We start from the raw sequence: 25147 nt of genomic DNA, 5'->3' as shown, positions 1-25147 counted from the left end.
TATTTATGTTGATTGGCAAAAATAATAGTTTTTTATAAAAGGCTTAACAATAAAAAAGTGAAAAGAAAATAAGCATTGACTTACTCCCTTTTCACGTTATAAAACAGTAATAATAATTACTTACTTAGATTGTTTTTTATATTCTTGTACATACTTGTAAAAACCAATTTCATCACCATCAAGCATTCTTTGATATTCTGATGGGTAGTTGTCTTTGACAAATTGCAATACATCAACAGCATTAGCAATGACAGGATCATAAATATTTGTATCCGCCTTAGTTGCTTTTTGTTGTTGTTTCAAACGCTTTCTCATGTCTTTTAAGACACTTTTGAATGCTGTATTTTCTGCAAGATTTACTTTTTCTAAAGGATCATTTTTTAGATCATAAAGTTCTTCCTCAGGCTTAGCTTCAAAGAACCATTGTTGATATGGTGTCAACTTCCCTTCTTCTTTTAAAGAACGCATCACATGAATTGCTGGTCTATAAAACTCTAAATAAGCTTGATGAGCATCATAGGGTAATTCTGCTTTATTATTTTTAATGTAACGGAAATCCTTTGTGGAAATTGCATAAGATTCTTCCTCAATTTCATCCCATAAACCTCTGAATGATAATACTTCTTGACGGTTAAAATCTTTTTGAATAAATGATTGACCTGTCATCGCCTCTGGAATTTCAGCTCCTGCTAAATCTAAGATTGTAGCTGTTATATCTGGTGAACTGATGATTGCTTGCTCATTTATATGAGGTTTTACACTTTCGGGCCATTTCACAATTAATGGAATTCTTAAAGCAGAATCATACAAATAACCTTTACCTCGCACATTACATCTACCATTGTCGCCAATGATTATGATGACAGTATTTTCATACATTCCTTGTGCTTTCAATTCATCTACGATCATCTGAACTTCTGCATCAGCATATTCCATTTGATCTAAATATTTTGCCCAATCTAAACGAGTTTTAGGATGTTCAGCAATAAATTCTGGCAAAGCAACATCTTCAGTAGCTACAGGCTCTTTCGCTCTTTTTCTAATTCTATCCCACCAATCACCTCTATGTGTTACATGAAGGGTGATCTGCTGCATAAATGGCTGATCCTTTACTTCTGCTTTACCAAATTTATCAAATAATCCTCCGTCTTTTTCCCAATCTCCAACAGGCTTATACTTAAAGTTACAATCTGTTTTACGTCCTTTCTGCATGACTTTATCATGCCCCAAAATAGTCGTATACCCTTGTTGCTTTAGATAGTACGTATAGGGTTTGAATTGTTCTGGCAATTTCATATCCCTATTACTTCTATGGTGTTGAGTATTCGTTTTCAATTGATGAGTTCCCAACATCATTGCCGAACGGTTAGTAGAGCAAATTGAAGCTGTTCCAAAACAATTGTAGTATTGAGTACCTTCTTCAGCCAAAGCATTCATTGTTGGTGTAGATACACCCTTCATACCATAGCTTTCTGTATCTAAACTTACGTCTTCCAACATAATCCAGATGATATTTGGAGGAGTATCTTGTGCTTTAACACCTAAAGTGACAAGGCAAAAAATTAAGGTTAATAGTTTATTTATTTTCATCACTTTATAAGATTTGTTGACCAATAATTTTGTTCATTTCTTTTCTTAATCGCTGAATGTCTTTTTTGTAAGCAGGATCTTCTGCTACATTTGTCCACTCATATTGATCTTTACGGTGGTCATACAATTCTTCTTTGCCATTACCGTAATGGATATATCTGAAGTTTTCAGTTCTATATGAATAAATTTGACCTTCCACTGAGTTATCTTTAGAGTAAGCACCATATACACCAACAATACTTAATGCACCATTTGGTCCTTCCCACTTCGTTGTTTTCGGATTATCTATAAATGGTTTCAAACTGTATCCTCCATTTTTTGAAGAAGCTAATGTTTCATCTCTTTTGTTGCTCACTTCAATATTTGCGTAATCAAGAACAGTTGGATATAAATCCACTAAAGAAACAGGATGAGCTACTTTTGCTCCTTTTTTATTTTTAGGCGCTTTGATGACAAGAGGAATTCGGCAACTTTCTTCCCATGGTGAGTTTTTAAACAAATGTTCTTTCTCCCCCATTTGCCAACCATGATCAGAGGTTAAAATGATAATTGTGTTTTTAGATAATGATGATTTCTCTACTTGATCTACCACTTTCCCAATTTGAGCATCAACAAAAGCTACACATGCTAAGTAAGCTTGTAAGAATGTTTTTAATGCTAATTCTTGATCACCACCATACGATTCTTTCAACATACGGAAGTATTTTGCTCCTTTTTTATCACTTCCCATAATGGATTCAAAGAAAGTATCTTTTTTATCTTCAGGAATCCATTTGTCCAATTCTATTTTATCGATTGGAAACATATCAAAATACTTGTCTGGAGCATGTAAAGGTGTATGAGGTCTTACAAAACCAACACCTAAGAAGAAGGGTTCATCTTGTTTCTCTAATTCCTTTAATTTTTTAACAGCCCACTGTGCATGTTTTTCGTCATATAATAAATCTCTATCGTTGTCATTATTATAGCGAACAGGTCTTTTATTCCAACCTTCTACTATTTGTCCCATGCTAGATAAAGGACCAAAAGAACCATCAATTGGTCCAATCGTGTTATAAGGAGCAGGCACATCAGGATGTACAGACAGCTTCTCTCCATTAAAGGCAAATGGTCCATAATTGTGCTTTTCATTTAAGCCCCATTCTGACCAAATTTCTTTTTCATTTTTATGTAATAGCTTTCCTGAAGCTAAAGTTTTATAACCGTTTTCTTTAAGAATTTGAACGAATGTTTTATTGTTCTTTAGCCCTTTTTGTTTAGTATGAGGTATCCATCCAAAGTCTTTTGAATCGTGAGGATACACACCTGTAAATAGGCTATTTCTTGAAGGTTGACAAACTGGAACATTTGATTGTGCATTCATAAATTGAATACCACTTGCTGCCAATTTATCAATGTTAGGAGTCTTCGCTTGTGGATGTCCACCAAATACTCCTTGGTAATCGTTTAAGTCATCACACATGATAAACACGATATTGGGTTTATCTTGAGCAGATAGATTTGTAGTCAGACTTAGTAAAAAAGTCAGTAATGTACTGTAGTAAATAATTCTTTTCATATCATTAATCGGTATAGATGTTCATTAAAATTAAAATTGATTGATAATGAACTTGGCTAGAAAAGAGGTGGGTTCAAGCCTTATTTCTAAAGCTTGAACCCTGAAAAAGAGATTACTTTTTCATTTTATCTTTCTTTCAATTAAAGTGTATCTTCTGAAGAAACTTTAACGTTAAATTGTAGTTCACATTTCGATAAATCCAATAAGTATTTATCCTTAGTCCATCCATGTTTAGACCAACTGTTATCACCACCTACACCAATTTGTTGAGAATCAATATTGATGTAAACAAATTCTTTTGGTTGAATATCAATTGTATGTCTTTGTTGCTTCGCAAAACCAGCATCAAAATCTGAAGATGGATTTCTTAAAGTATTAAATTCAATAGTGTTTGAAGCCGTTACTTTTAATGTTTCACCTGCTTTTGATGACCATGCTACATTTCTTACATCAGTTCTATGTCCATTTTCTTGAGGACGAATGTAATCTACAAGCATATCTTCAACTGTAGTTGAGTATAAACCGACAAATGCACCTGAATTTCTATCCACGTAGTTTTCTAATGGACCACGACCATAATAAGTTACATTATTCATGTTCTTATCTATTGCGAATTGAATACCATATCTTGGAATATATTTCATCGCATTCGCATCCGAAGCTGTCAATTTAGAATTGAAATCAAAAGTACCATCAGTATAAACTACATATGTAACTGTATTTTTTGCACCTAATTCAGCATACTCAATTTCATACGTAACCTCAATTTGCTCACCTACTTTTTGCTGTCCTAAAAGTTTAACTTGTCCTTTTTCAGCAGCACCTTTAAACTTAAAGAATTTACCTCCAGCAGGCTTTCCTTTTTTCCATGCACCAAAGTCATTGTCCGTCAAAGCTCTCCAGAAAGTAAATTCTGGGCGTTCCTTTAACATCTCATTGTCTCCTTTTTTGATAGAAGCTAAACCAGCATCTTGTGTATCAAAAGTATAAACTAGACTTCCTGCTTGAACAGTAATTGTATTGTCTTTTGTTTCTTCTACTTTCAAATCAACTTTTTTAGCATGCGTCAGTGCAGTTTTCACACCTTCTTGCACTAAAATTTGGTCTGAAGCCACAACATATCCTTTCTCTAATAATGGAGAAGCTTCTTTTAATTTTATATAGAAGTTAACAAAATACTCGCTTTCAGTTGCTAATGCACTTGGAAGGTCAATAGCTAATGCTTTTGACTCTTGAGGTTTTACATTCAATTGATCAATAGACCCAGATTTTACCACTTTTCCATCTTGGATTAAGTCCCAATTCAATGCATAAGCAGAAAGATCTTCGAAGAAGTTTTCATTAAGAATTTGGAATTTCTTTTTGCTTACCGCTGAAACATGAATATTTTGATAAACATGTTTAATTTCTTGAATAGCTGGATGAGGAGCTCTATCTGATCCAATTACACCATTTGCACAGAAGTTGTTGTCTGTATGAATTGAATCTGGCTCATAATCACCTCCATATTGATAAAACACTGTACCATCTTCTGCTTTAGCTTCAAGACCTTGATCCATCCAATCCCAGATAAATCCACCTTGTACATTTCTATGTTTACGAACCCAATCCCAGTTGTCCTTGAAGTTACCATTTGAATTACCCATCGCATGAGAATACTCACACCAAATAAAAGGTCTTTGCTCTTCAATTGGCAATTTAGCTTGTTCTGCTAGGTAGTTTTTATCTACTCGATTAGTTAAACCATACATCCAAGAAGTGATATCAGTTGTACGCACTTTATCCATTCTTTCAGAACGTTCGTAATGTACAGGACGATCTAAATCATAAGCTTTAGCCCAGTCATAAGCATACTTAAAGTTATCTCCGTTACCTGCTTCATTTCCTAATGACCAATAAATGATTGAAGGGTGGTTGAAATCTCGCTTCACCATTCTTTTCACTCTATCTAAATGCTGCTCTTTATATTGAGGATCATTGGCTAACGTTTCATTCTTTTTGTAACCATAACCATGTGATTCAATATTTGCTTCATCCACTACATAGATACCGTACTCATCACAAAGTGCATAGAAGTAAGGATCATTTGGATAGTGAGATGTTCTTACCGCATTAAAATTATATTTTTTAAGATCAATAATATCTTGCAACATGCTCTCTTTAGTCACCACGTGACCATTTTGAGGATCATGCTCGTGACGGTTCACACCTTTAATTAAGATAGGCTGACCATTCACTAATAATTGACCATTTTTCACTTCAGAAGTTCTAAAACCAATTCTTTGGGCAGTAGCATCCACTACATTTCCTTCTTTATCTTTTAAGGAGATTTTTAATTGGTATAAACTTGGTGACTCTGCAGACCAAGTATTCACTTCTCCTACAGCTAAATCAGCTACTTCAATTTTACTTTCAGCTTCTTTTCCTAAAGCAACAGGATGTTTTGAAGTCTTAATTGTGTTGCCCTTAGCATCTATGACAGCAACTTCCAATTCATAACCTTTTACTTTTTTCTTTCCATTGTTTTTCAAATCAACATCGAAAGATAGTAAACCTTTAGAGTAAGTTTCTTTATCTAAAGAAGCCGTGATATTTAAATCATTGATTCTTGTTTGAGGAGCAGCATATAAATACACATCTCTTTCAATACCACTTACTCTCCAGAAATCTTGATCTTCTAAGTAAGAGCCATCTGACCAACGGTATACTTCAACAGCAATATCATTATCACCTTCCTTTACATACTGAGTAACATCAAACTCAATGGCAGTTTTCGAGCCTTGAGCATACCCTACTTTTTCACCATTTACCCAAACATAAAAAGCTGAATTCACACCCGCAAAATGTAAAAATACATCTTGCTCAATCCATTCTTTTGAAACTTTAAAAGAACGCTTGTAGCTACCTACTGGATTATTATGATGCGGAATGTTTGGAGCATCCATTTTAAATGGATATACGATATTTGTATAGATTGGATAACCATATCCTCTCATCTGCCAGTCTGAAGGTACATCAATATTTGCCCATTCCGACACATCATAATCAGTTTTATAAAAATCAGCTGGACGATCAGCCGGTTTGGGTACCCAATTAAATTTCCAAGTACCACTTAAAGATTGATAATCTTTTAACCCTTCAATATCCTTCGTAAATTTTGCTTCTTTACTATGATAAAAAGTGGCATGTGTAGGTAATGTATTTACTCTAATGATTTCTGGATTTTCCCATTCATTGAGTGTTTGTGCTTGTGCATTCACCAATGGTGCAGTTGCGACAAGAACACCTGCAAGTTTATAAAATAATTTGTTCATTCCTTTACTATGAAAAAATAAGTCTAGTATACTTCTGTTTTATATCGATCTGGATGTTGAGCATCGTATTTCTTACCTTGATTTAAACCAAGGTAAGTTGGATCAATCATCTGTTTCACCCAGTTGTCATATTCTTGTTGTAGTGCTTTCTTCTCTTTTTGCGAAAGCTCATTTTTTAAATTCTTTTCCTCAGCGTGATCTACTACTAAATCATAATATTGAACATTAGAAGCACCACTCTTTTTGTTTGTTTGTGAGATAAACTTTATGTTTCCTTTACGCACTGCATATTGATTTGAATCAAACATTCTCCAAGTCAATGTTTCGTGAGGAACTCCCTTTTGTTCACCATTTACAAATGGAATAATATTTACACCATCCAATTTATTTTTGGGGTGCGCATCTGCATAGGCTACCGCTGTTGCCATAATATCAAGAGAACTGATCATCTCATTATAGACTGTTCCTTTCTTTATTTTATTTGGCCAACGAATAGCAAAAGGCACTCTATTTCCTCCTTCGAAGATTGTTCCTTTTTCACCTCTCAATTCACCATTATTACCTCCCCATTTGTATTTTCCACCATTATCTGAAAGAAAAACGACAATTGTATTTTCAGCAATTCCCTTTTCATCTAACATATTCAATACTCTTCCTACACCATCATCTAAAGCAGAAACCATAGCACAATAGGTCTTTCTCTTGCCTTCTTCCATATTCGGAAAACGATCTAAATATTTCTGAGTGGCTTGTAAAGGTGAATGTGGAGCATTATAAGCTAAATACATGAAAAATGGTTCTTCTGAATTATTTTCAATAAACTTTGCTGCTTCTCTTGATAAACCATCAGTGATGTATTCTTTCTCCTCTACTCTTGTATCGTTGTGTAATAACTTTGTTCTGTAAGGATGGTATTGACTTGTGATTTTCGATATATCAGAAACGTCCAATAATTCAGGGAAGTAATTGTGTCCTCCTGTCAAGAAACCATAGAATTCATCAAAACCTCTTTTTAATGGTCTTAAGGCTTTGTGAGCCCCTAAATGCCATTTACCCAAAGCCATTGTTTTATAACCTTCACGTTTTAAAACTGTAGCCATTGTCTCTTCTTCAAGACTTAGTCCTTGTGTAATATCATTAGGCGCCCAAAGTGGATTTCTTCCAGAACCAAATCTATCTTGATATCTACCAGTGATTAGACCTGCACGAGAGGGACCACAAACAGAATAAGTCACATATCCATTTGTGAATTTTGCTCCTTCATTTGCAATACGATCTATATTTGGAGTAGGTATTTCTTTACTTCCATTGAAACCAACATCATTGTTGCCTAAATCGTCCGCAAGAATTACAATAACGTTAGGTTTTCCCTTTGTTTTTTCTGAGGTAGATGTACTCCGGAATGCCCAAAAACATAGCATTAAAAGGGTAGTCATCAAAAAGTAAAAATATTTCATTTCAAAAAATAAGATGTTCGTTTTACAATTAATCACTAATTACACAATCATACATATATTACCCAAATTTTTACTTATCAAAATCAATTATTAGTAGTTCAAGGTCAATATAATGTTAATCAAAGCTTGATTAGTGTCAATTGTAAAAAGTTATTAGCAAAAAACCACACTCAAAATTAAGCGTGGTTTTTTGTTGAAAATTGTAATTACATTTATTTAAATTCTTAATCTTTAAGGATTTTATAAGTAGCCTTTTTTGACTTTAAAATATAGAGTCCTTTTTCTAAAACCGTAAAATCATAAATGTAGAAAGAACTACCTTCCGACTTACCTAATTTAATTTCCTGACCATTAGAATTAAAAAGTTGTAATGTTTCTAATTCGTCTACATCAGCAGATACTGTTAGCGAAGTGATAACAGGATTTGGATAAGCTAATAATGTAGATTCAATCTTACTTGAGTTTACTCTAATAATAGTTGAATACTCGAATTGACCATCAAAATCAACTTGTTTTAAACGGTAGTAATTCTCTTTATTCCTTAATTTATCATCCGTAAAATTGTATCGTAATATAGTATTGGAATTACCTGAACCTTCAACTTTTCCAATGTTTTCCCATTCTCTTTTATTACTTGAATATTCAATCATAAAGTAGTCATTATTTTGCTCTGAAGCGGTTTCCCATTTTAGCAATACTTTGTTTTCTTCTAATTGAGCATTAAACGAAATCAAGTTCACAGGTAAATCTAATGAAGCAAAACCTACTTGATCTACTATAGTTGATCCACCTCCTTCTCCTCCAACATATTGTGCATGAAGAGAAAAGTTTGTAAATAATAAAATCGGTAATAATAAAATAATCTTTTTCATAGCATTAAAATTAATCAGCGTTTCTTACTCCTCTTCCTCCATAATGACCGTGTTGTCCTTTCAATGCATTGGCAGCAGCTACTCTGTCAGATACACGTAATAGGTTACTTTTATCCCAAAAACTACCACCTCGTGTTCCAGTACCAGTACCCACACTATCTGGCCAGAAAAATTCATCTGCCAAACCATTAATAAGTTCTCCATCACCATGAATTCCAGTGTAAGCTCTTCCTTCAGCATTACCAATAGATATCACCCATTCTCTTACATTATCGGACATTTGCATCACACCATAATACGTTGCTCCTGAAGTCAATCGGGTACTGATTGCTGTTGCAAAAATTCCTGATCTGTATGGACCCATATCATTGGATCTATCTATTAATTCTTTATAGTAATTAGCATTTCCACTGTTTGTAGAATCAGTAACTGAACCATATTTTCCTCCATCATCATTTTTTAATACATAGTCAACTGCATATATATCCGTGGTTCCCCAAGCATAATCATTATTGACAATTAGAGCTAAATCTGTATTTGGACCACGGCAAATTTTTTCGAATTCTAATTCTGTCATTGGTCTTAATCCCGCCCAATCCAAATAAGCAGAAAGGTCGGCCCAAGCTAAAAAATTATAAGCTCTATAAGGTGTTTCTGTTGTATAACCACTATTTGGCGCCCCATTAGTAGAATGTCTTTTTGTGGATGTTGTAGCTGCTCTTGCTTGTTGTTTGTAAGGATCAGAAAGTGAATTTAAAAAATCAATATAGGCACCATGCATTAATTCATATTTCATACAATAAATTGCTTGAAATCCTTTAGGAAAAGAAGAAGTTATTGGACCTCCTTGATCACCTCTTGTTTCCACTTGAGATGGAAAAACATTATAATATAAGCCATCTGTATTGTTTACTTCAATTTGCATTTCAGATTCAACAAGGTAAGGGTCATTAGAAGTTGAAGCATCATAAAAATGTGAAGATTCATTTCCACCAGAACCCAAAAAATACTTCCCTTCATTGATGTATACCATTTCGATCCCAAAAACTCTAATTTCAAATAAGTTATTATCCGAAACACCATCTTGACCATAATTCCATTTTACAATTGCATCATAAGTCACTTCCTCATTATTTAAATCTGCTGTTCCATCACTATGAATCATAGCACCGATACCAAATCCAATTCCTCTATCATCCCTAACGGAAATAGTAGGATTAGGAAAAGCTCCGGTATTTGCATCATATACTTCATTGCCTGAAAGTTCTATCGATGCATGATTCCATACATCAGTATCTTGTTCTTGGTATTTTATAAAAACCCATGCTGCATCCCAATTATTTGGTGCACTTGAAGTCAATCTCCATGAGTTTTTCCAACTTACCGTAAATTCTATATTCACTGTTTTATTTGACTTATCAATTGTTCCGATTTGAACATTTGAAATGGATAAATCATTTGCATAGAGTTTGATATCATTAAAAAGTAAAAGCTGAAAAAGTAGCATTAATACTAATCCTTTCAGAGTAGTTATTTGTTTCATAGCATTTCATATTAAAAGTTGTTAGTATTATAAAAGTAGAGAAATATTATTGAGTAAAGGACCACTATTTTGACACATAGTAGGAGATAATTTACATTATTTGCAATGTTATATGTATATAAAAAAAGACGATATCAATTAACTTGACATCGTCTTTTATAAGAACTATTTATCATAAAAAAGAAATATTACATCTCTTTTTGTTTCCAAAATTTAGTCGTAATTGCATTAAATTCTTTCCAGTCTTTTTTCGTCAATTTTGTTGCTTCTTTTGTTTGCTTTTGACGGTGAGGTGTCATTTTTTGATTAAACTCTTGTTGAGTAATCTTTCCTTGCTTTTTAAGACCACTATAGTATGAAGAATATCTAGAAAACTCTAAACGTATTTCGTATAATTTTGCTGTTTTTTCTTCATTCAAACCCCATTCTTTTGCTACAAAATCAGCAAATTCTTGAGAACTATCCATTGCCCATTGTGTCGCTGGTGGAACTTCATCTTGTGCCATTGCAAATTGAGCTACAAATAAAAAAGCGAAAGAGAATAATAAATTCTTTAGTTTCATCACAGTTTAATTTTAATCATTAAAAAATTATTGAAGGAATACCTTCCACTCCATTTATTAAAAAATCATTTCATTTCAAACCAATAAATGAAGTATGTGTTTCAATTTTGTATATCCAAATATTATATATCTAAAATTGATATTAAACACATTTATCAATAATAGTAAAAAAAACATTTATTCAGATCAAAATAGTACTTATTGTACAAAGAAACTAGAATTGAAAATATTAAGTCATCAAAATAATACTACTAAAAGTAAATTAGAGTATGTCGATATATAGCAAAATAGTATTAGTTTTGAGAAAACGTGATAAACTTATGAAAAAAGAAATGAATAAATTACTGTGTGCTATTTTTTTACTTTTATCTAACTCTGTTCTAGCACAAAATTTTGACAATCTAAATCCTTCAAAAGTATCCTCTTCTGATTGGACTAAAGTTCAATTGTCATCTGCTGATAAGCAAGGAATCAGAATTCGATATAATAATAACCCAATGGATTTAACAGCTTACGATAACGCTGGGATGTGGGTATATAATTCATCTAAAAAACCGTTAGATGTTACGCTCATCGTGAAAGGTACTGTGAATTATAAAAAACATACTTGTCGATATACTATTGCACCAAAAGATAGTGTCCTTACGCAAGTAATTTTAATGCGTTCCAAAAAATTAGTTTCTGAGGATTGGAAAAAACACCTAGGTGCTGTTTTTATGTATCCTTACAACATGCATCCACATTGGACAGCATTTGATAATAGTACGATAAAGGAGTTTAGTTTATTAATCAATTCAAAGGATAATAGACAATTTTCTATCAAAGCACCTCAAGGAATTGGAGAATACACTTTCGACCAACATCAAAATTATGACTTGCCTCTACCGTTAGTAGATAAAATGGGACAATTGAATAGTGAAGAATGGGAAGGAAAGTTAACCTCTACAACTCAGTTAGAAGAGCAAGGTAAAGCTGATCAAAAACAATTTATAGGTGCAGATTTTACAAATCCTGAATACAATAAATTTGGTGGTTGGAAAAATGGTCCTACGTTTGAAAAAACGGGTCATTTCTATACTAAAAAATATAAAGGAAAATGGTATTTCGTGGATCCAGAAGGTAAGTTATTTATTTCAATGGGTATCACTGGAGTAGGACAAGGTTCTGGTTCTCCAACTAATAATCGTGCGTTTTTATTTACTGAAGATAAGGAAATTGAAGCCCTTTATACGGATAAAAATAATTTCATTAATCATTATGAAAGAAACCTTGTTCGTAAATATGGTAAGGACTGGAAAGCGATTCATAAAAAAATATCATTAGGTAGATTAAAACAATGGAATATAAATACTTACGGAGCTTGGTCTAGTATCGAAAGAGAACAAAAAATCCCTTACACGATCATCGTTCATCCACCAACAACAAATTTTGGTAAAATGACAAAAGTTCCAGATCCATATGCTGATAATTTTGAACAATCTGTTCGTTCAAGGATAAATATGGCTGCCAAAAAATACAATGGAGATGAGTGGAATCTTGGGATATTTGTCAATAATGAAATCCATTGGGGTACTACTCCAGAAGAACTTTCATTTGCTATTTTTAATGAATCGAAAAATGTTCCTGCAAGAAAAGCTTTCGTTTCTTTCTTAAAAAAGAAATACGATACAATTAAAGGTTTGAATAAGGCTTGGAACAAAGAATTTACTTCATTTGATAACGCTAAACTTAATAACGTTAAAAAATTAAATTCAACTGTAAAAGAAGACCTAACAGAATTTACGCAACAATTAGCGGATAGATATTATGCTACTTGTGCGGAAGCTGTTCATGATATTATGCCTGGACATTTATACTTAGGAAGTAGAATTCATGGAAATGTAAAAAATAAAAACGCCACTATTCAAAATGCAGCTGCAAAACACTGCGATGTGGTAAGCTATAATATCTACGAGTATGATGTACTAAGTTTTAAGCCATTATACAAGGAAGATAAACCGATTCTAATAGGTGAATTTCATTTTGGTGTAAATGAACATGGTGTATGGGGTGATGGTCTTAAATATGCGATATCTGGAGAACATCAAGGTCAATTATATGAAACGTATATGAGGGAAGTTGTTGCTCATCCTAATTTAGTGGGTGCACATTGGTTTCAGTGGTCAGATCAGCCTGTGACAGGTAGAAAAGATGGAGAGAATTATAGAATTGGCGTTGTAGATATTACCGATCAAATTCATCAACCTCTTACAGAAGCTATGAAAAAAACGTCTAAATCTCTTTACAATAAGAAAAAAGGAAAATCCATCTAGTCTCTATATTAAGAACATGCTAGGGTTGATATAATAAACGATATCAACCCTTTTTATTTTTAAAAACATTAAATATTTATAAGATGTAACTAAGTACTATCAAAATATGCTTTTTATGAAATAAATACTCTTCTGTAAGTAGTGTAAACTATACGATAGTTGTACTATTAATAGCAACATAAAAAGTAAGCTACACTACAATTATTATTTATAAATGAAAAAAGCAGTAATAACATTTTTCGCACTATTTGTAGTCTCATTTGCAGCCAATGCTCAATATTATGGTTATCCATTAGAGATGATTTTTGGCAAAAAAAATAAAGACAAAGCAACATTGGATGTAAAACTTGGAGATCCATTGTACACACATCCTACCCAACAAAATGAACCTTTTAAACAAGAAAAAAGGGAAAAAAAGAAAAGGAAAAAGAAACATAATAAACATTCTGAAGTAAATATTGAAGCTATTCATGCAGTTGAAAACTCTAATAGAATGGCGACAACGCTAGATGTTTTTACTAACTTCTTGTTTACTTCGAAAAAGGAAAACTTTGATAAAAAAGAAGATCAACCAACTATTGTTGATTAAAAAAAAGGTCACTCATTTATAAATGAAGTGACCTTTTCTTCTAGATTAAATTGCATTAATCTGTTATACTTACTCGCATTGAACCACCAATACTATTAAAAATTAAATCGCCATTTTCATCATATTGAATTAAAGCATAGGCTCCATTTCCAAATGATGATTTACCAAAATTGACAATTTGAACAGGTTCACCTGTTGTCCAATCTAGACCAAGTACTTGCCAGCCTTTTTCATCGTCATAAGTATTAATACAAACGACATTTGAAGTAGAGCTTACTGCTGGAACCATGCTAGTCGATGCAATATCAGAATTGGCCCATACCCTTTTCCATTTGTTCGTCTTTGTGTTCCATTCAAAACGCTCAATACCTTTTCCTGCTTGTACTACAGGACCTACAGCCAAAACATTGAAGATTAGATCATTTACTTTATGAGTGGGATCAAAATCTCTTAAACCTTCTTTCTGCGGAGCAATATTATTCACAACAAATGCACCATAACCTAAAGTAGCAACAGATTGTTCAGATTGAATAAAAGCTGGAGGTGTATCACCATAACCACAATTCACTTCAATTTTATCAGCTAATTGTTGTTCATTATCTTGACGATCTCTCCAAAATGCTGTTAAATGCATTCTATTTTCTCCATCCGTGATCACAACTAATTTATCTTCATCTTTTCCAAAACCCATCAATGTTGGTGTTGACCCCGTACCCGTACCATATTTAATTGTTGGAGATAAATCTCCTGTTTGGTATTTTTCTGACCATGCACCATCTTTTGCCTCCATCGAGAATAGTTTTCCATTCCAAACGATTTTGTTCATCGTTGTACCACTTGCAACGTAAACAGCATTATTTTCATCTATGGCAAATGAATTCGAAATAAATTCTGGAGTTTCTCTTCTATCAGGAGGATATGAAGTATAAAAAGATTCAATTGGTAAAGCTAGATTATCTTTTATTTCTTTAAGATCTCTATCAATTGCCATCAAACCAAAGATGGTACCCACGATAATAGTTCCATCATAAGAAATTTGAGCACCAGTTATACCTCCAGGAATTTGATTCAAGTCTATAAACTTCTTCATTTCTTCTGGAACTGCCATTCTTTCTTTTACATTGATTTTATTTACCAATGTTACTTTATCTTTATCAAAAGCTAATTTATAAATATATCCTGAGGCTGTTAAATACAAATAACCATCTTTGTCAACAAAAGCATAAATACTATTTCCAGTCAACATACGAACTGTAGGGTTTAATTCTTTTGAAGGAGCCCATAGTTGATCATAATCTTTTGCTAAAGCTTCTGAAGAACTATATTTTTTACTTAATAAAGCATCTAAATTTTCATTTGAAATAGGTGCAACTTTAGGCAATTGATATTCAGCTATTTTTAGCCATTGGCCATTTCTACCATCTATGTAAGAGATTTTATCAGTAGATAATGCCCACCAAAAGTCTTTGCTTGTTGATTTTAGAGTAATAATGTTTACAGGACCTGCAGTTACTCTTTGTACATGAGTACTGTCTAAAGGATCAATATTGAATTCACCTCCAATAATTGGTGCTTCAAAATTATCCGTTTGCCCCATATCAAAATGTGTTGTGGCCATTTTATCTGCTGATAACCATGGATTATGTGTTGGCTGAGAATATTTCTTCTTTTTATTAATTCCTTCTTCTGTGTCTGTGGTTGCAAAAGAAGTTATTAAGAATAAGCTAAATATTCCTAATGTTATTTTGTAAAATAAATTGTTCATAAAAAATTGATGTGAATTAGGTTCAAAAGATAAAACGGTATTCCTGAGCAAAAGTCTATCAAAAAACGGTTATCAATGTATGTAGAATGTTTATTTTTATGAATTTATAACCGTGTATTTTAAATTGTAATATTTTTTTAAAAGCAATAAAAATTGAATTAAATAATTAATTTTATCAATGTAATTTTGCTTTTTATTAAAGAATTAAGCTAACTTTGTAGTATCATCAAGAATCCTTGAATGGATACCAACCGAGTTAAATCCACGGTGGTGAAAAAGATGTGGTCTTAGGAAGACAAAAACCTACCCCACTGAATTCCCCATTTTTCTTGATGTCCTTAATTGATTATTCACTTTATAATCTTTTACAGAATGACATTGACAAAAAATTACGAAGAGAAAGTAACACAACTATCTCATTTACAGAATGAAGAGCTAATCGCTGCATTCAACGAAGAAGTCGGCAATACCTTTTGGAGTAATCCTAGAGGATTGTATTTAAGTGCTTTAAATGAAGAAATTCGAAAGCGGAAATTTAAAGAAGATCGTTTAATTATAAAAAATGGAAGACTTTCTATAAAAAGGAAAGTAAAGCTAATTGAAGATAAAATTGTATCACTTTAAAATCCCAAAGACATGAGTTTAGCACAAGAAATATATATTCAATTCTTAGATCATTTCTCTACATTAAATGATCAAGAATTATTAAAAATAGTAAGAGATTCGAAGACATTAATCTCACATCATAATCAAAGTTTACTAACGGCTTTACAAGATGTAATTGATGCTAGAGGTTTATAAAAAAATACCCCTTGATGATTTTATCAGTTCATCAAGGGGTAAATTCATTTTGTATATTCTTTTTATGATGCTTTGTCAAAAACTTCCATATCCATTAAACCTTCTTTCTTGGAAATAAAGGTCGCAGCAGATGAAACACCAAAAATATTTGTAGCTGTTCTTCCCATATCAATTAATGAATCAACAGATAATACAAATGTCAAAACTATACCCATAACCTCGGGAGTGATACCCATAATTGTCATCGCTGTAATTGCTGCAAATGAAGCCGTACCTGGAAGGCCTGCAATACCAAAAGAGGAAATAATCACTGAAATAAACATGGTAAGAATTACACTTGGGGATGTAATTTCTAAAGGTTGAATTCCCATTGCATTAGTAACTCCTACAGACAAAACGATCATAAATACAGGCCACATTGCACCACATGCATTCATGCCCATTGTAGTTCCTAATGAAGCTCCAATATTTGCAGTTTCAGAATCTACTCCATTTCTTTCAACTAATGAGTTGATCGTAACAGGCAAAGAAGCACCTGAAGATTGAGTAGAAAAACCTGTGATTATTGCTGGTAATAAATTTTGGAAATGCTTAATCGGATTATTGCCTACTGATAACTGAACTAACATATGCATACCAAAAATTAAGGCCATAGTTAAATAAGATACACCAATGAAGATAGCTAAATCTCCAAATAATGTAGGTCCATTTTTAGCAACGGCAATTGTCATTAAAGAAAATACGCCATAAGGTGTCAACTTAATGATTGTCATTGTTATGCTATTGATAATAATCTTAGTACTATCTAATAAACTAATGATTCGCCCCATTTCTTCTGGTTTTCTTTTTTCCATTCGACGAATAGCCAAACCAATTAAGAGGGCAACAAGTAATGTACCTATAATATTATTCTCAGAGAACGCTTGAAAAATAGAGGTCGGTATTTTTTGGGTGAAACCATAAATAACTTTTCCCAAAGAAGCATCACCAATACTTTCAATTCTATTTGCATATCCCTCCGAAATATTTCCAGTATTTAACTTTGAGGCATCAATAATCGTCGAAAAACCAAAAACATTAGCCATCATAAATGCAATAGAAGCAGCACCAGTAATTGATGTCACAAAATATCCAATCACTTTTCCTATTCTATTTCCAATATTTGATTCTTTATTAAGATTTACTAGTGTCGTTGTAATACTAATAAAGACGATGGGAACAATCATTAACTTTAAGAAGCGGATATAAACATTAGAGACAGTCTTCATGTAATACTGTAATTCATGAAAAGTATCTTTTGGTAAAAATTCAAATAATCCCCAACCGAAAACAATTCCCAAACCAATAGCAGTGAGGTTTCGATAATGAAATTTGATTTTTTTATCTGACATAAACCTTAATACGCCTAAAAGACATATAAAAGCTGCTAATGCTAAAATTAAAAACATGTAATTTTATTAATTTAGATTCTTTTGAATTCAACATGAAAAATACTCAAAAATAAATCAATAAAGAATCAAATTAATATTTGTTTGTACAAGTTTTTATATCATTTTTCGTAATCAACTCAGTCTTACAATTTAATCTAAAAATAGTATAAAGAATATTATTTAATAAAAGTGAAAAAAAAATAAGCTAAGGTGTAATAATTTTGAATTTAAGCCACTAATAAAAATAAAAAACAAAAGTGAGCAGTGATTTTTATACTACATACATTCGACCTCATACAGGTATCATCATCAAAATTTGTAGAGCCTATACAAATACACAAGAAGATTTTGAAGATTATTTTCAAGAAGTCTGTTTACAAATATGGAGAAGTAAAGAGAACTTTAAAAGTAATGCGGATTGGTCAACTTGGGTTTATAGAATTGCCCTCAACGTTTGTCTAACATTACTCAAGAAAAAAAAGAATAATGTACAAAATTTTGCATCAGATTATCTACCTCAAGATATGCAAGAAGATGCACAGGTTTTCGTAAATGAAGATCTCGACATGTTATACGATGCAATCCGAAAACTATCTGTAATCGATAGAGCAATCATTCTCCTTTATTTGGAAGAGAAAAGTTACAAAGAAATCGCTGAAACATTTGATGCTACTCCAAATTCAATTGGGGTTAAAATTAAAAGAATTAAAGAACGCTTAAAAAAATTATTAGATGGAAAAGTCAATTGAATCAATCTGGAAAAAAGGATTTATAGAAGAAGATGCACTTATTGCTCCTAAACTAAATGCTTTCTATGAAAAGAAATCAATCAACTTTGTAGATAAGTTTATTCGTGATTTTAAAATAAACTTGTGGGCAATTGTAGGAGCTTCAATTATTCCTACCATATTTGGAATCGTAGGTAAGGCATACATTCCTGGAATTACTATTACTTTGTTACTTTTATACGTAGCATACTATGGAAAATTAAAGCTCGACAAACTATCAAAATTAGAGAAAACAGCATCTAGTTATCATTACATTAAACAATTCAATAATTGGCTTACCGAAACTATTAATGGATATACTAATGTATATAGATTTGTTTACCCTTTGATATTTATATGTACATTATTGATTCTTTGGCAAGGCTTTCTAAGTGAACAAATCATTGATAATTTTAAAGCAGATGAACTTCTCTTTACTATTCCAATTTATTGGGGAATAGGTTCATTAGTTATTGCCTTATTTATTTCAATGGGAGCTAAAAAATTATATCAGTTAGATATGAATATCGTTTACGGTGCTCAATTTACACGTCTGAAAGATATGATCGAAGAAATGGAAGCTTTGAGGAAGGACTCTTAAGTGTAAACTTATGTAAATAATCATCTCTTTTTGATGATCATAATTACTTTTATTTAGTCATTTAAGTGTAATATTTACATATATAAAAAGCTAAATAATAAGATTATGGAACCTGACATTTATAATTACCTCATTAATATTGAGGATCGGCAAGTAAGTGTTCCCAACTCAAATGGAATGATCATTACACTTTCTAGAAATTTTGGAACAAATGTAACCAATGCAGCAGAGCAACTCGTTTTAAAATTAAACCAAGATAGAGTGGGTTTTAACTTACTTAGAAAACCTTGGATTCTTGTAGATAAAACCGTTTTACATCAATTATCTAAAGAATTAAAAGTAGGAAAAGATAAAATCAATGCGTTTGTTCCTATGCAGAATAAAAACTTTTTTGAGCAAATTATGTATGGGTTAGATATTTACAGAAATGCCTTGGATGATGATTTGAGGGAGGGTTTAAAAAAGGTCGTTTACTCCTATTTGGAAAGAGGAAATGTTGTTTTCTTAGGAAGGGGTGCTAGTTTCTTCGCTCAAGGTTTACATAACAGTTTAAAAATAAAGATTAAGGCAACTGAAAAATACAAAATACAACAGTTTTCTAAGAAAAACGATTACCCAAAAAATTATGCTAAAGAGATATTAAAACGTAAGGCAAAGAAACGCAACAACTTTTTGAAATTTATATCCCAAACTATTCCTATTACCTATGATGAGATCATCCAAAGAGATGAACTCTCAGATGATTCCCTAGCGGATCAACTTTTCACTCTCGCAAAAATGAAAGAGTTTGAATTGCTCAAAAGTGTTTGATACTGATTTTAAACATTTTTGTAACTAGTATGTCCAGTCTTTGATTGGACATACTTATTTATATACCTGAACCAGACTTAAATAAATGAGTAGAAACAGGTAGTTTACCCAATGATTTACTTTTTCCTGTTAAACAATTTAATATCGCTTCTTGTTGATACTCTCCATCTTGATAAGCAATAAAGATATGATCTGTTTTTTCTAAATCTTTAATTTCATCAAGAGCATAAGCATTACCAAAAAGAAGAAAAGTCACCTTCTTATTAATAATTTTCGATAATAATGTATTACGAATATATTCTGGAATATCAAAATGATTAAAAGGCTTAATATTTACACCTTGTAAAGAAATAATCACTTCATCTTCTATAGCAATAGCACTTAAAATATCCTCTAATTTTTTATCTCCTTCCGAAGAATACCATTGATAAAAATTAGTCATGTACGACTTATAATTTTCAAAAATAAAATCCTTTTTATCGGTATTAATTTCTTTTAAATGATGAGCAACTTTATCTCTATTTGAAATTGTTTTTTCTTCTCCTATTAATTGTAAAAAAGTAATAGGTCTATCATTGTTTATAGTTACAAAAGATTGATCACCAAGCTGAGTAATACTGGCTTGTGCTAGTTCTTTATTTAAGTTGTGTGAATTTTCAGAATGAAGATCTTGCTGTAAATTATCTAAACCTATTGGTTGAATTTGATCTAATCCTATCCATTTTTTCATAGATAAAATCATTCTAACTACTTGATTTAATGCCTCTTCACTCCATCTATTTTCTTGAATTGCTAATTTAATTTTCTCAACACCTAATGGAACACTTTGACTATTTGTTATAATATGATTACCGGCTAAAATAGCTTTCAAATCAGCTTCTCCCTCATTAAAGTAATTGGTAATACCTTGCATATCTAATGCATCTGTAATTACTAATCCTTTAAAATCTAATGCATCAAAAAGTATTTCTGACAAAACCGTTTCGGAGAGTGTAACTGGTAAATTGTCCTCTTTCTCCCATGCTGGTATAGAAAGATGTGCCGTCATTATACTACTTAATCCTTCTTTTATTAATGCTTTAAAAGGATATAACTCTAAATTTTGTAATCGCGTAGTATCATGCTCTAACACTGGTAAGGATAAATGAGAGTCTACACTTGTATCTCCATGTCCTGGGAAATGTTTTGCATTATCTAAGACATTTTCTGATTGTAAACCTTTCATATAAGCTATACCCTTTAAAGCTACATTTTCTTTATTCTCTCCAAAAGATCTATAATTAATAACCGGATTTTTAGGGTTGTTATTTACATCAACTACGGGTGCCAAAGGAGAAGAAACCCCTATTCTACGACAATCTCTAGCAATCTGTTGAGCCATTTTAAATATCAATTGATTGTCAGTAATTGCTCCTAATGCCATTTGGTAAGGAAAAGTAGTACACCCTGTTAGACGCATACCTAAACCCCATTCGGCATCAATATTAATAAATAAAGGATACTTTGCTATTGATTGATAATGATTCGTTAATTCAACTTGTTTTTCTGCGGTTCCTTGAAAAAATGTCAGTCCACCTAAATGATAATTCTTTATTAAGTCACTTAAACTTTCAATATGATTTTGACCTCTATTTGAAAAAGCTGCCACTTGAAATAATTGGCCTATTTTTTCATCTAAAGTCATATTACCTAAAATATCATTTACCCAATAATCATCTTTGTGATTAATAAAAGGTGGAGTTTTCATGTTAATTGTATTAGGCGATTGTACTGCTATTTTATTAATTGATGTTCTTTCAACAACTTTCTTTTAATTTGAACTATTTGCTGCTTTAAAACTCTTTCTTCAACAGGAAATCCTTTATCTCGTCTAGACTTAAGGTATTTTCTTATCTCAGCAGTCATTTTCTCTTTCAGATTTAAATCTTTATGTCTAACGGCTAAATGATCAAATCTTTTTGAAATAACATCTTTTGCCCCTCTTAATTCTTCAGCTTTAGAAAGTTTCTTCTTTCTCTTTCCTTTGCTTAATAATGGCTTTTTCTCCAACATTTCACTTTATTTTTTGTAAAGATACTAAAGTTTATGTTCTCAAAAATTTGAATTAAAATAAAGAGAGTTAAATTTGATGACGTAGGTATACAAAGAGATTGATGAGGAAAATGGAGATACTTAAGTAAAAAATAAGTTTACCCTTTGTCCGTGTTTCTTTTTTATATACGTATACTTTCTCACCATTAGGAAGTGTTTTTTGAAATGAGAAATGATAATACCCAATGAAGATCCCTAAAAGTCCTCCAAATAAAGCAAATATTACTCCCATTGCCATCCAAAATGAACTCCCAGATTCTTCCTGCTTTAATTTTTCAATTTTTTGTCTTTTTAAGTCTTGTATATCTTCATCCGAAACAGGATAACCTCTTTCATTTAAAATCTTCTGGGCTAAACTAAAATCAACTTTACCCCATTCATCGAAATTTCTGATAATATCAAACAATTCTTGGTCAGAGAAACTATATAAATAGTATTCTTCCTCAAGTTGTTCACTTGTTTCAATAGCTATAGTATCAAGAAGTTTATCAACTTTAGGAAAGTCATTAGGATCTAATTTAATGGCAACTTTGTCTTCAAAAGTATTATGGCCGCTAAAGGTTAAATCAGCTGAAGGCAATAAATTTTCTAGATCATAATCTATATCATTTTCCTTCAAAATATAGATTAATTCTTTAGCTTCTTCATCCGTTTTAAATTTCTTATATGTAACCATTTATTTTCCTTAATTTCTATTTCAACTTAAAAAATAATGATGTATTAAACATACTAATTAAGTGTTCTATTAAATATATTTAGGTACTTAATTTTTATTGGATTCAATTAATAATACATCACTTTCTTTACGAATTGCACCTTCTAGATTCTTAATAGTCTTACCAAGGTTTTTCATAAATAACTTTTTTATAAACAAGTTTTTAGCCAATCTCTTTAGAAAAGAATTTGCTGATAAAAAAATCTCGACCTCTAAACTACATTGATGCTCATTTACAGGGTGGAAGATATAAAACTGATACACCTTATCAAGGACAGCAGGACCATCTGTCATTTCACCATAAACTAATAAATTCGAATGTTCAAACTCATTTTTTGTAATTGTCGTAAAATTCAAATGCTTTCCATTGATCACACAAACATGTTCAGTTCCTAACCTTGTTACTTCATGTTCATCATAAATAAATTCATCAACTCCATCAAACCATAAATGCCTCATTCCGTAATTAGATACCCATTCCATGCCTCTTTCAGTACTACATTCTAAAACTGTATTAAAAATTATATCTGGCTTTCCTTTAAGATCAACTTTTTGTGCTGTTGAAAAAGGTTTGAGTGTTAGGTGTTCTTTATTAATTTCAGAAAATAAATAATTTATCTTCTTATTATCATATATATTTTCTCCATTTTGAAAATGGTATAGTTTACTTTGGTAATTTTGATTTAGTATAATTTCTTCTGCTAAATCTTGACTAATCAAGACATAATTATCACTTCTCACAGTATTTTTCATTAGACGATGTACTTCAATCACTTCTAGTCCAAAAGGTTTCCTTTTATTTTGAACTGTAATAAACTCAACATTACCACAATGAACAATGATTTTCAATTGTAAATTAGGAGCTGATGAACATGCGTTACATGGACATATTCTATTCTTTTCTAATAACTTTAAATGAGAATAAAAGGCAGTAAAAGTGTTTTCTATTTGAACCAAAATCTGTTCTAAAGATGGTATACCTTCTTTAAAGAAAAATAAAGCATCACCTTCTACCTCTGCTAATTCTAAACCTATAGTATTTGAATCTATCATTACTTCTAATAATTCAGCAATGACGTGTTGTGCATGTTGAGTCTCTGTATTTTGTACAAATTCAGTAAAGCCTGTTATATCTGGTAAAAAAAGTAGTGTCATTAAAAAATGTGGCTTGATTCAATATGAAGATACTAAAATTTTTATGTTTAGTAATAAAAAAGACGCTTCCTTGTTGATAAGGAAGCGTCTTTTATGTATTGAAATTGTACTTGTAATTAACCTTTCTGAATCTTAGGTTTTTTAGCAATCGTATTCATATAAGAGGCAACATTAAGTACACTACTGTTTAAAACATTTTTAGTAGATGTATACAATTGTAGTACTTTCAATTTAGTGTCGACGAGTTTTTGTTCTCTATTCTTCATTTTTTTAAGTCGTTCGTAGTCTTCAAAAAACCTTACTTCTTCTATGTCAAGAACGGTTTTAAAAAGAGTTTGTTCATTGATAATTTTAGTATAACCCTTTTGAAAATGAGATATTTCGATTAAACTAATCGTGATATCATACTTTTCTTTTAGGATATTGACGGTTTCGTCAACAAAATTAACAACATTAAATGACATTTGCATACTTTTTAGTAGCTTAAAGTCTTTCATGAACCAATAAAATGGCAAATAAACCCATTGTGACTCAAAAACTCGAGAAGTATATTTACCTTTATAGAAGTCAAACATTGATTTTAATTCTGAAATATATTTTCCATGAATTTGATTATACAATGCTTTGTCTCTTTTTTTTATTTTATTGAACATGGTAATTTGTCTGTAATTTGTTTATGAGAAACGTCAATAGATAATTTTAATACTTTTTCTTACGATAATAGAAATCCTATTGTTGAGAAGAAAATTTTAATTAAACTTAAAAGTCATCATTAAGCGTTAATAAAACTGTATTACTTCTTACCATAAAGTTATTTGAGATGAAAATCACAGAAAAACACACCTATATTATCATTCATTTTGATGTTCATCAATCTTGGGATTTTTTTGATATAATTGGTTTAAAAAGCAAAGAAGCCGATGCTCTCTATCATCAAATCGATCATTTATTATATCAAGCTACTTTGAATGAACAAGAGTTAGATTACTTAGGAATTGAAATGATTATGGCTTTTTGTTTTGAAAAAAAGTTTGATCATTTACGTAATTACCCTCCTGAATTTTTCAAAAACCTTAAGGTGGAATGTGATGGTGAGACTATTGATTTCATCATCAATTTATCTGAAACTATAGTGAAAGAAGCTGCTGTTCATTTATTAAAGCATACAGTTAAGTATGATCTTTTTGAATATCAACTTTTAACTACCTAAATGA

General features: G+C 31.5%; 22 protein-coding genes and 1 riboswitch. Of the genes, 8 read left to right on the top strand and 14 right to left on the bottom strand.

The annotated features are described in order from the left end of the window. Window positions 1-120: 120 nt before the first annotated feature. The 7 genes from ACXAHM_RS18650 to ACXAHM_RS18620 all read right to left on the bottom strand — a co-directional run bounded on the left by ACXAHM_RS18650 (window position 121) and on the right by ACXAHM_RS18620 (window position 10897). Entirely contained in the window at window positions 121-1590 is a 1470-nt protein-coding gene (locus ACXAHM_RS18650) for a sulfatase family protein (RefSeq protein WP_474963018.1), read from the bottom strand. Window positions 1591-1594: 4 nt separating this feature from the next. Continuing rightward, complete coding sequence (locus tag ACXAHM_RS18645; protein ID WP_474963016.1) at window positions 1595-3148, bottom strand: sulfatase; 1554 nt, start codon at window positions 3146-3148, stop codon at window positions 1595-1597. 140 nt (window positions 3149-3288) lie between these two features. After that, entirely contained in the window at window positions 3289-6462 is a 3174-nt protein-coding gene (gene lacZ, locus ACXAHM_RS18640) for a beta-galactosidase, LacZ type (RefSeq protein ID WP_474963013.1), read from the bottom strand. Window positions 6463-6485: 23 nt separating this feature from the next. Further along, the gene (locus tag ACXAHM_RS18635) at window positions 6486-7919 is read right to left on the bottom strand and encodes a sulfatase family protein (RefSeq protein WP_474963010.1); all 1434 of its coding nucleotides are present in this window, start codon (window positions 7917-7919) and stop codon (window positions 6486-6488) included. Between the two features lie 224 nt (window positions 7920-8143). Further along, the gene (locus ACXAHM_RS18630; protein ID WP_474963008.1) at window positions 8144-8791 is read right to left on the bottom strand and encodes a T9SS type A sorting domain-containing protein; all 648 of its coding nucleotides are present in this window, start codon (window positions 8789-8791) and stop codon (window positions 8144-8146) included. A gap of 10 nt (window positions 8792-8801) precedes the next feature. Then, a complete protein-coding gene (locus ACXAHM_RS18625) occupies window positions 8802-10334 on the bottom strand; it encodes an SUMF1/EgtB/PvdO family nonheme iron enzyme (RefSeq protein WP_474963006.1) in 1533 nt (510 codons plus the stop codon). A 188-nt stretch (window positions 10335-10522) separates the two neighbouring features. Continuing rightward, the gene (locus ACXAHM_RS18620; RefSeq protein ID WP_474963004.1) at window positions 10523-10897 is read right to left on the bottom strand and encodes a hypothetical protein; all 375 of its coding nucleotides are present in this window, start codon (window positions 10895-10897) and stop codon (window positions 10523-10525) included. Between the two features lie 332 nt (window positions 10898-11229). On the opposite strand from ACXAHM_RS18620, the gene ACXAHM_RS18615 reads away from it, so the two are divergent. Both ACXAHM_RS18615 and ACXAHM_RS18610 read left to right on the top strand, forming a co-directional pair. Further along, complete coding sequence (locus ACXAHM_RS18615) at window positions 11230-13209, top strand: beta-galactosidase (protein ID WP_474963002.1); 1980 nt, start codon at window positions 11230-11232, stop codon at window positions 13207-13209. A gap of 214 nt (window positions 13210-13423) precedes the next feature. Continuing rightward, the gene (locus tag ACXAHM_RS18610; RefSeq protein ID WP_474963000.1) at window positions 13424-13798 is read left to right on the top strand and encodes a hypothetical protein; all 375 of its coding nucleotides are present in this window, start codon (window positions 13424-13426) and stop codon (window positions 13796-13798) included. A gap of 55 nt (window positions 13799-13853) precedes the next feature. Here ACXAHM_RS18610 and ACXAHM_RS18605 read toward each other — a convergent pair whose 3' ends face one another. Then, window positions 13854-15563 (bottom strand): hypothetical protein, encoded by a 1710-nt coding sequence (locus ACXAHM_RS18605; protein WP_474962997.1) that lies wholly within the window; start codon window positions 15561-15563, stop codon window positions 13854-13856. Between the two features lie 218 nt (window positions 15564-15781). Beyond that, a riboswitch (SAM-I-IV-variant riboswitch) is annotated at window positions 15782-15876 on the top strand. A 59-nt stretch (window positions 15877-15935) separates the two neighbouring features. On the opposite strand from ACXAHM_RS18605, the gene ACXAHM_RS18600 reads away from it, so the two are divergent. Together ACXAHM_RS18600 and ACXAHM_RS18595 are read left to right on the top strand one after the other, a co-directional pair. Further along, window positions 15936-16187 carry a hypothetical protein gene (locus ACXAHM_RS18600; protein WP_474962995.1) on the top strand — a complete coding sequence of 84 codons (252 nt, stop codon included), beginning with the start codon at window positions 15936-15938 and terminating at the stop codon, window positions 16185-16187. Between the two features lie 12 nt (window positions 16188-16199). Continuing rightward, window positions 16200-16364 (top strand): hypothetical protein, encoded by a 165-nt coding sequence (locus ACXAHM_RS18595; RefSeq protein WP_474962992.1) that lies wholly within the window; start codon window positions 16200-16202, stop codon window positions 16362-16364. Between the two features lie 62 nt (window positions 16365-16426). On the opposite strand, the gene ACXAHM_RS18590 is transcribed toward ACXAHM_RS18595, so the two are convergent. After that, window positions 16427-17812, bottom strand: coding sequence for a cation:dicarboxylate symporter family transporter (locus tag ACXAHM_RS18590; RefSeq protein ID WP_474962990.1), 1386 nt, complete (start codon window positions 17810-17812; stop codon window positions 16427-16429). 239 nt (window positions 17813-18051) lie between these two features. On the opposite strand from ACXAHM_RS18590, the gene ACXAHM_RS18585 reads away from it, so the two are divergent. The 3 genes from ACXAHM_RS18585 (at window position 18052) to ACXAHM_RS18575 (ending at window position 19972) form a co-directional block, all read left to right on the top strand. Further along, window positions 18052-18543, top strand: coding sequence for an RNA polymerase sigma factor (locus tag ACXAHM_RS18585; protein ID WP_474962988.1), 492 nt, complete (start codon window positions 18052-18054; stop codon window positions 18541-18543). Further along, on the top strand, window positions 18527-19162 hold the full coding sequence (locus ACXAHM_RS18580; RefSeq protein WP_474962986.1) for a hypothetical protein: 636 nt from the start codon (window positions 18527-18529) through the stop codon (window positions 19160-19162). The genes ACXAHM_RS18585 and ACXAHM_RS18580 overlap by 17 nt, the downstream gene beginning before the upstream one ends. A 105-nt stretch (window positions 19163-19267) precedes the next feature. Continuing rightward, entirely contained in the window at window positions 19268-19972 is a 705-nt protein-coding gene (locus ACXAHM_RS18575) for a cytidylate kinase-like family protein (RefSeq protein ID WP_474962984.1), read from the top strand. Between the two features lie 58 nt (window positions 19973-20030). Here the strand turns inward: ACXAHM_RS18575 and ACXAHM_RS18570 are convergent, their stop codons facing one another. The 5 genes from ACXAHM_RS18570 to ACXAHM_RS18550 all read right to left on the bottom strand — a co-directional run bounded on the left by ACXAHM_RS18570 (window position 20031) and on the right by ACXAHM_RS18550 (window position 24586). Beyond that, complete coding sequence (locus ACXAHM_RS18570; protein WP_474962981.1) at window positions 20031-21719, bottom strand: glycoside hydrolase family 3 protein; 1689 nt, start codon at window positions 21717-21719, stop codon at window positions 20031-20033. Window positions 21720-21745: 26 nt separating this feature from the next. Next, entirely contained in the window at window positions 21746-22024 is a 279-nt protein-coding gene (locus ACXAHM_RS18565; protein WP_474962978.1) for a hypothetical protein, read from the bottom strand. A 67-nt stretch (window positions 22025-22091) separates the two neighbouring features. Next, window positions 22092-22739 carry a hypothetical protein gene (locus ACXAHM_RS18560; protein ID WP_474962975.1) on the bottom strand — a complete coding sequence of 216 codons (648 nt, stop codon included), beginning with the start codon at window positions 22737-22739 and terminating at the stop codon, window positions 22092-22094. A gap of 87 nt (window positions 22740-22826) precedes the next feature. Continuing rightward, window positions 22827-23933 carry a DUF2652 domain-containing protein gene (locus ACXAHM_RS18555; protein ID WP_474962973.1) on the bottom strand — a complete coding sequence of 369 codons (1107 nt, stop codon included), beginning with the start codon at window positions 23931-23933 and terminating at the stop codon, window positions 22827-22829. Window positions 23934-24049: 116 nt separating this feature from the next. Then, window positions 24050-24586 (bottom strand): hypothetical protein, encoded by a 537-nt coding sequence (locus ACXAHM_RS18550; RefSeq protein WP_474962971.1) that lies wholly within the window; start codon window positions 24584-24586, stop codon window positions 24050-24052. Window positions 24587-24753: 167 nt separating this feature from the next. Between ACXAHM_RS18550 and ACXAHM_RS18545 the strand changes: the two genes are divergently transcribed. Continuing rightward, window positions 24754-25143 (top strand): hypothetical protein, encoded by a 390-nt coding sequence (locus tag ACXAHM_RS18545; RefSeq protein WP_474962969.1) that lies wholly within the window; start codon window positions 24754-24756, stop codon window positions 25141-25143. Window positions 25144-25147 lie beyond the last annotated feature (4 nt).

The sequence above is a fragment of the Flammeovirga sp. AWQ4_249 genome (genome assembly GCF_056161045.1).
Note: the sequence above shows the minus strand (reverse complement) of the source record. Positions and strands in the feature narration are given on the sequence as shown.

Excerpts from the sequence above, each read along its gene's own strand:
- lacZ (WP_474963013.1), bottom strand. The coding sequence starts at position 6,462 with ATGAACAAATTATTTTATAAACTTGCAGGTGTTCTTGTCGCAACTGCA.
- ACXAHM_RS18625 (WP_474963006.1), bottom strand. The coding sequence starts at position 10,334 with ATGAAACAAATAACTACTCTGAAAGGATTAGTATTAATGCTACTTTTT.
- ACXAHM_RS18600 (WP_474962995.1), top strand. The coding sequence starts at position 15,936 with ATGACATTGACAAAAAATTACGAAGAGAAAGTAACACAACTATCTCAT.
- ACXAHM_RS18595 (WP_474962992.1), top strand. The coding sequence starts at position 16,200 with ATGAGTTTAGCACAAGAAATATATATTCAATTCTTAGATCATTTCTCT.
- ACXAHM_RS18550 (WP_474962971.1), bottom strand. The coding sequence starts at position 24,586 with ATGTTCAATAAAATAAAAAAAAGAGACAAAGCATTGTATAATCAAATT.
- ACXAHM_RS18545 (WP_474962969.1), top strand. The coding sequence starts at position 24,754 with ATGAAAATCACAGAAAAACACACCTATATTATCATTCATTTTGATGTT.
- ACXAHM_RS18560 (WP_474962975.1), bottom strand. The coding sequence starts at position 22,739 with ATGGTTACATATAAGAAATTTAAAACGGATGAAGAAGCTAAAGAATTA.
- ACXAHM_RS18610 (WP_474963000.1), top strand. The coding sequence starts at position 13,424 with ATGAAAAAAGCAGTAATAACATTTTTCGCACTATTTGTAGTCTCATTT.
- ACXAHM_RS18645 (WP_474963016.1), bottom strand. The coding sequence starts at position 3,148 with ATGAAAAGAATTATTTACTACAGTACATTACTGACTTTTTTACTAAGT.
- ACXAHM_RS18570 (WP_474962981.1), bottom strand. The coding sequence starts at position 21,719 with ATGAAAACTCCACCTTTTATTAATCACAAAGATGATTATTGGGTAAAT.
- ACXAHM_RS18575 (WP_474962984.1), top strand. The coding sequence starts at position 19,268 with ATGGAACCTGACATTTATAATTACCTCATTAATATTGAGGATCGGCAA.
- ACXAHM_RS18650 (WP_474963018.1), bottom strand. The coding sequence starts at position 1,590 with ATGAAAATAAATAAACTATTAACCTTAATTTTTTGCCTTGTCACTTTA.
- ACXAHM_RS18590 (WP_474962990.1), bottom strand. The coding sequence starts at position 17,812 with ATGTTTTTAATTTTAGCATTAGCAGCTTTTATATGTCTTTTAGGCGTA.
- ACXAHM_RS18620 (WP_474963004.1), bottom strand. The coding sequence starts at position 10,897 with ATGAAACTAAAGAATTTATTATTCTCTTTCGCTTTTTTATTTGTAGCT.
- ACXAHM_RS18605 (WP_474962997.1), bottom strand. The coding sequence starts at position 15,563 with ATGAACAATTTATTTTACAAAATAACATTAGGAATATTTAGCTTATTC.
- ACXAHM_RS18555 (WP_474962973.1), bottom strand. The coding sequence starts at position 23,933 with ATGACACTACTTTTTTTACCAGATATAACAGGCTTTACTGAATTTGTA.
- ACXAHM_RS18615 (WP_474963002.1), top strand. The coding sequence starts at position 11,230 with ATGAATAAATTACTGTGTGCTATTTTTTTACTTTTATCTAACTCTGTT.
- ACXAHM_RS18580 (WP_474962986.1), top strand. The coding sequence starts at position 18,527 with ATGGAAAAGTCAATTGAATCAATCTGGAAAAAAGGATTTATAGAAGAA.
- ACXAHM_RS18565 (WP_474962978.1), bottom strand. The coding sequence starts at position 22,024 with ATGTTGGAGAAAAAGCCATTATTAAGCAAAGGAAAGAGAAAGAAGAAA.
- ACXAHM_RS18630 (WP_474963008.1), bottom strand. The coding sequence starts at position 8,791 with ATGAAAAAGATTATTTTATTATTACCGATTTTATTATTTACAAACTTT.
- ACXAHM_RS18635 (WP_474963010.1), bottom strand. The coding sequence starts at position 7,919 with ATGAAATATTTTTACTTTTTGATGACTACCCTTTTAATGCTATGTTTT.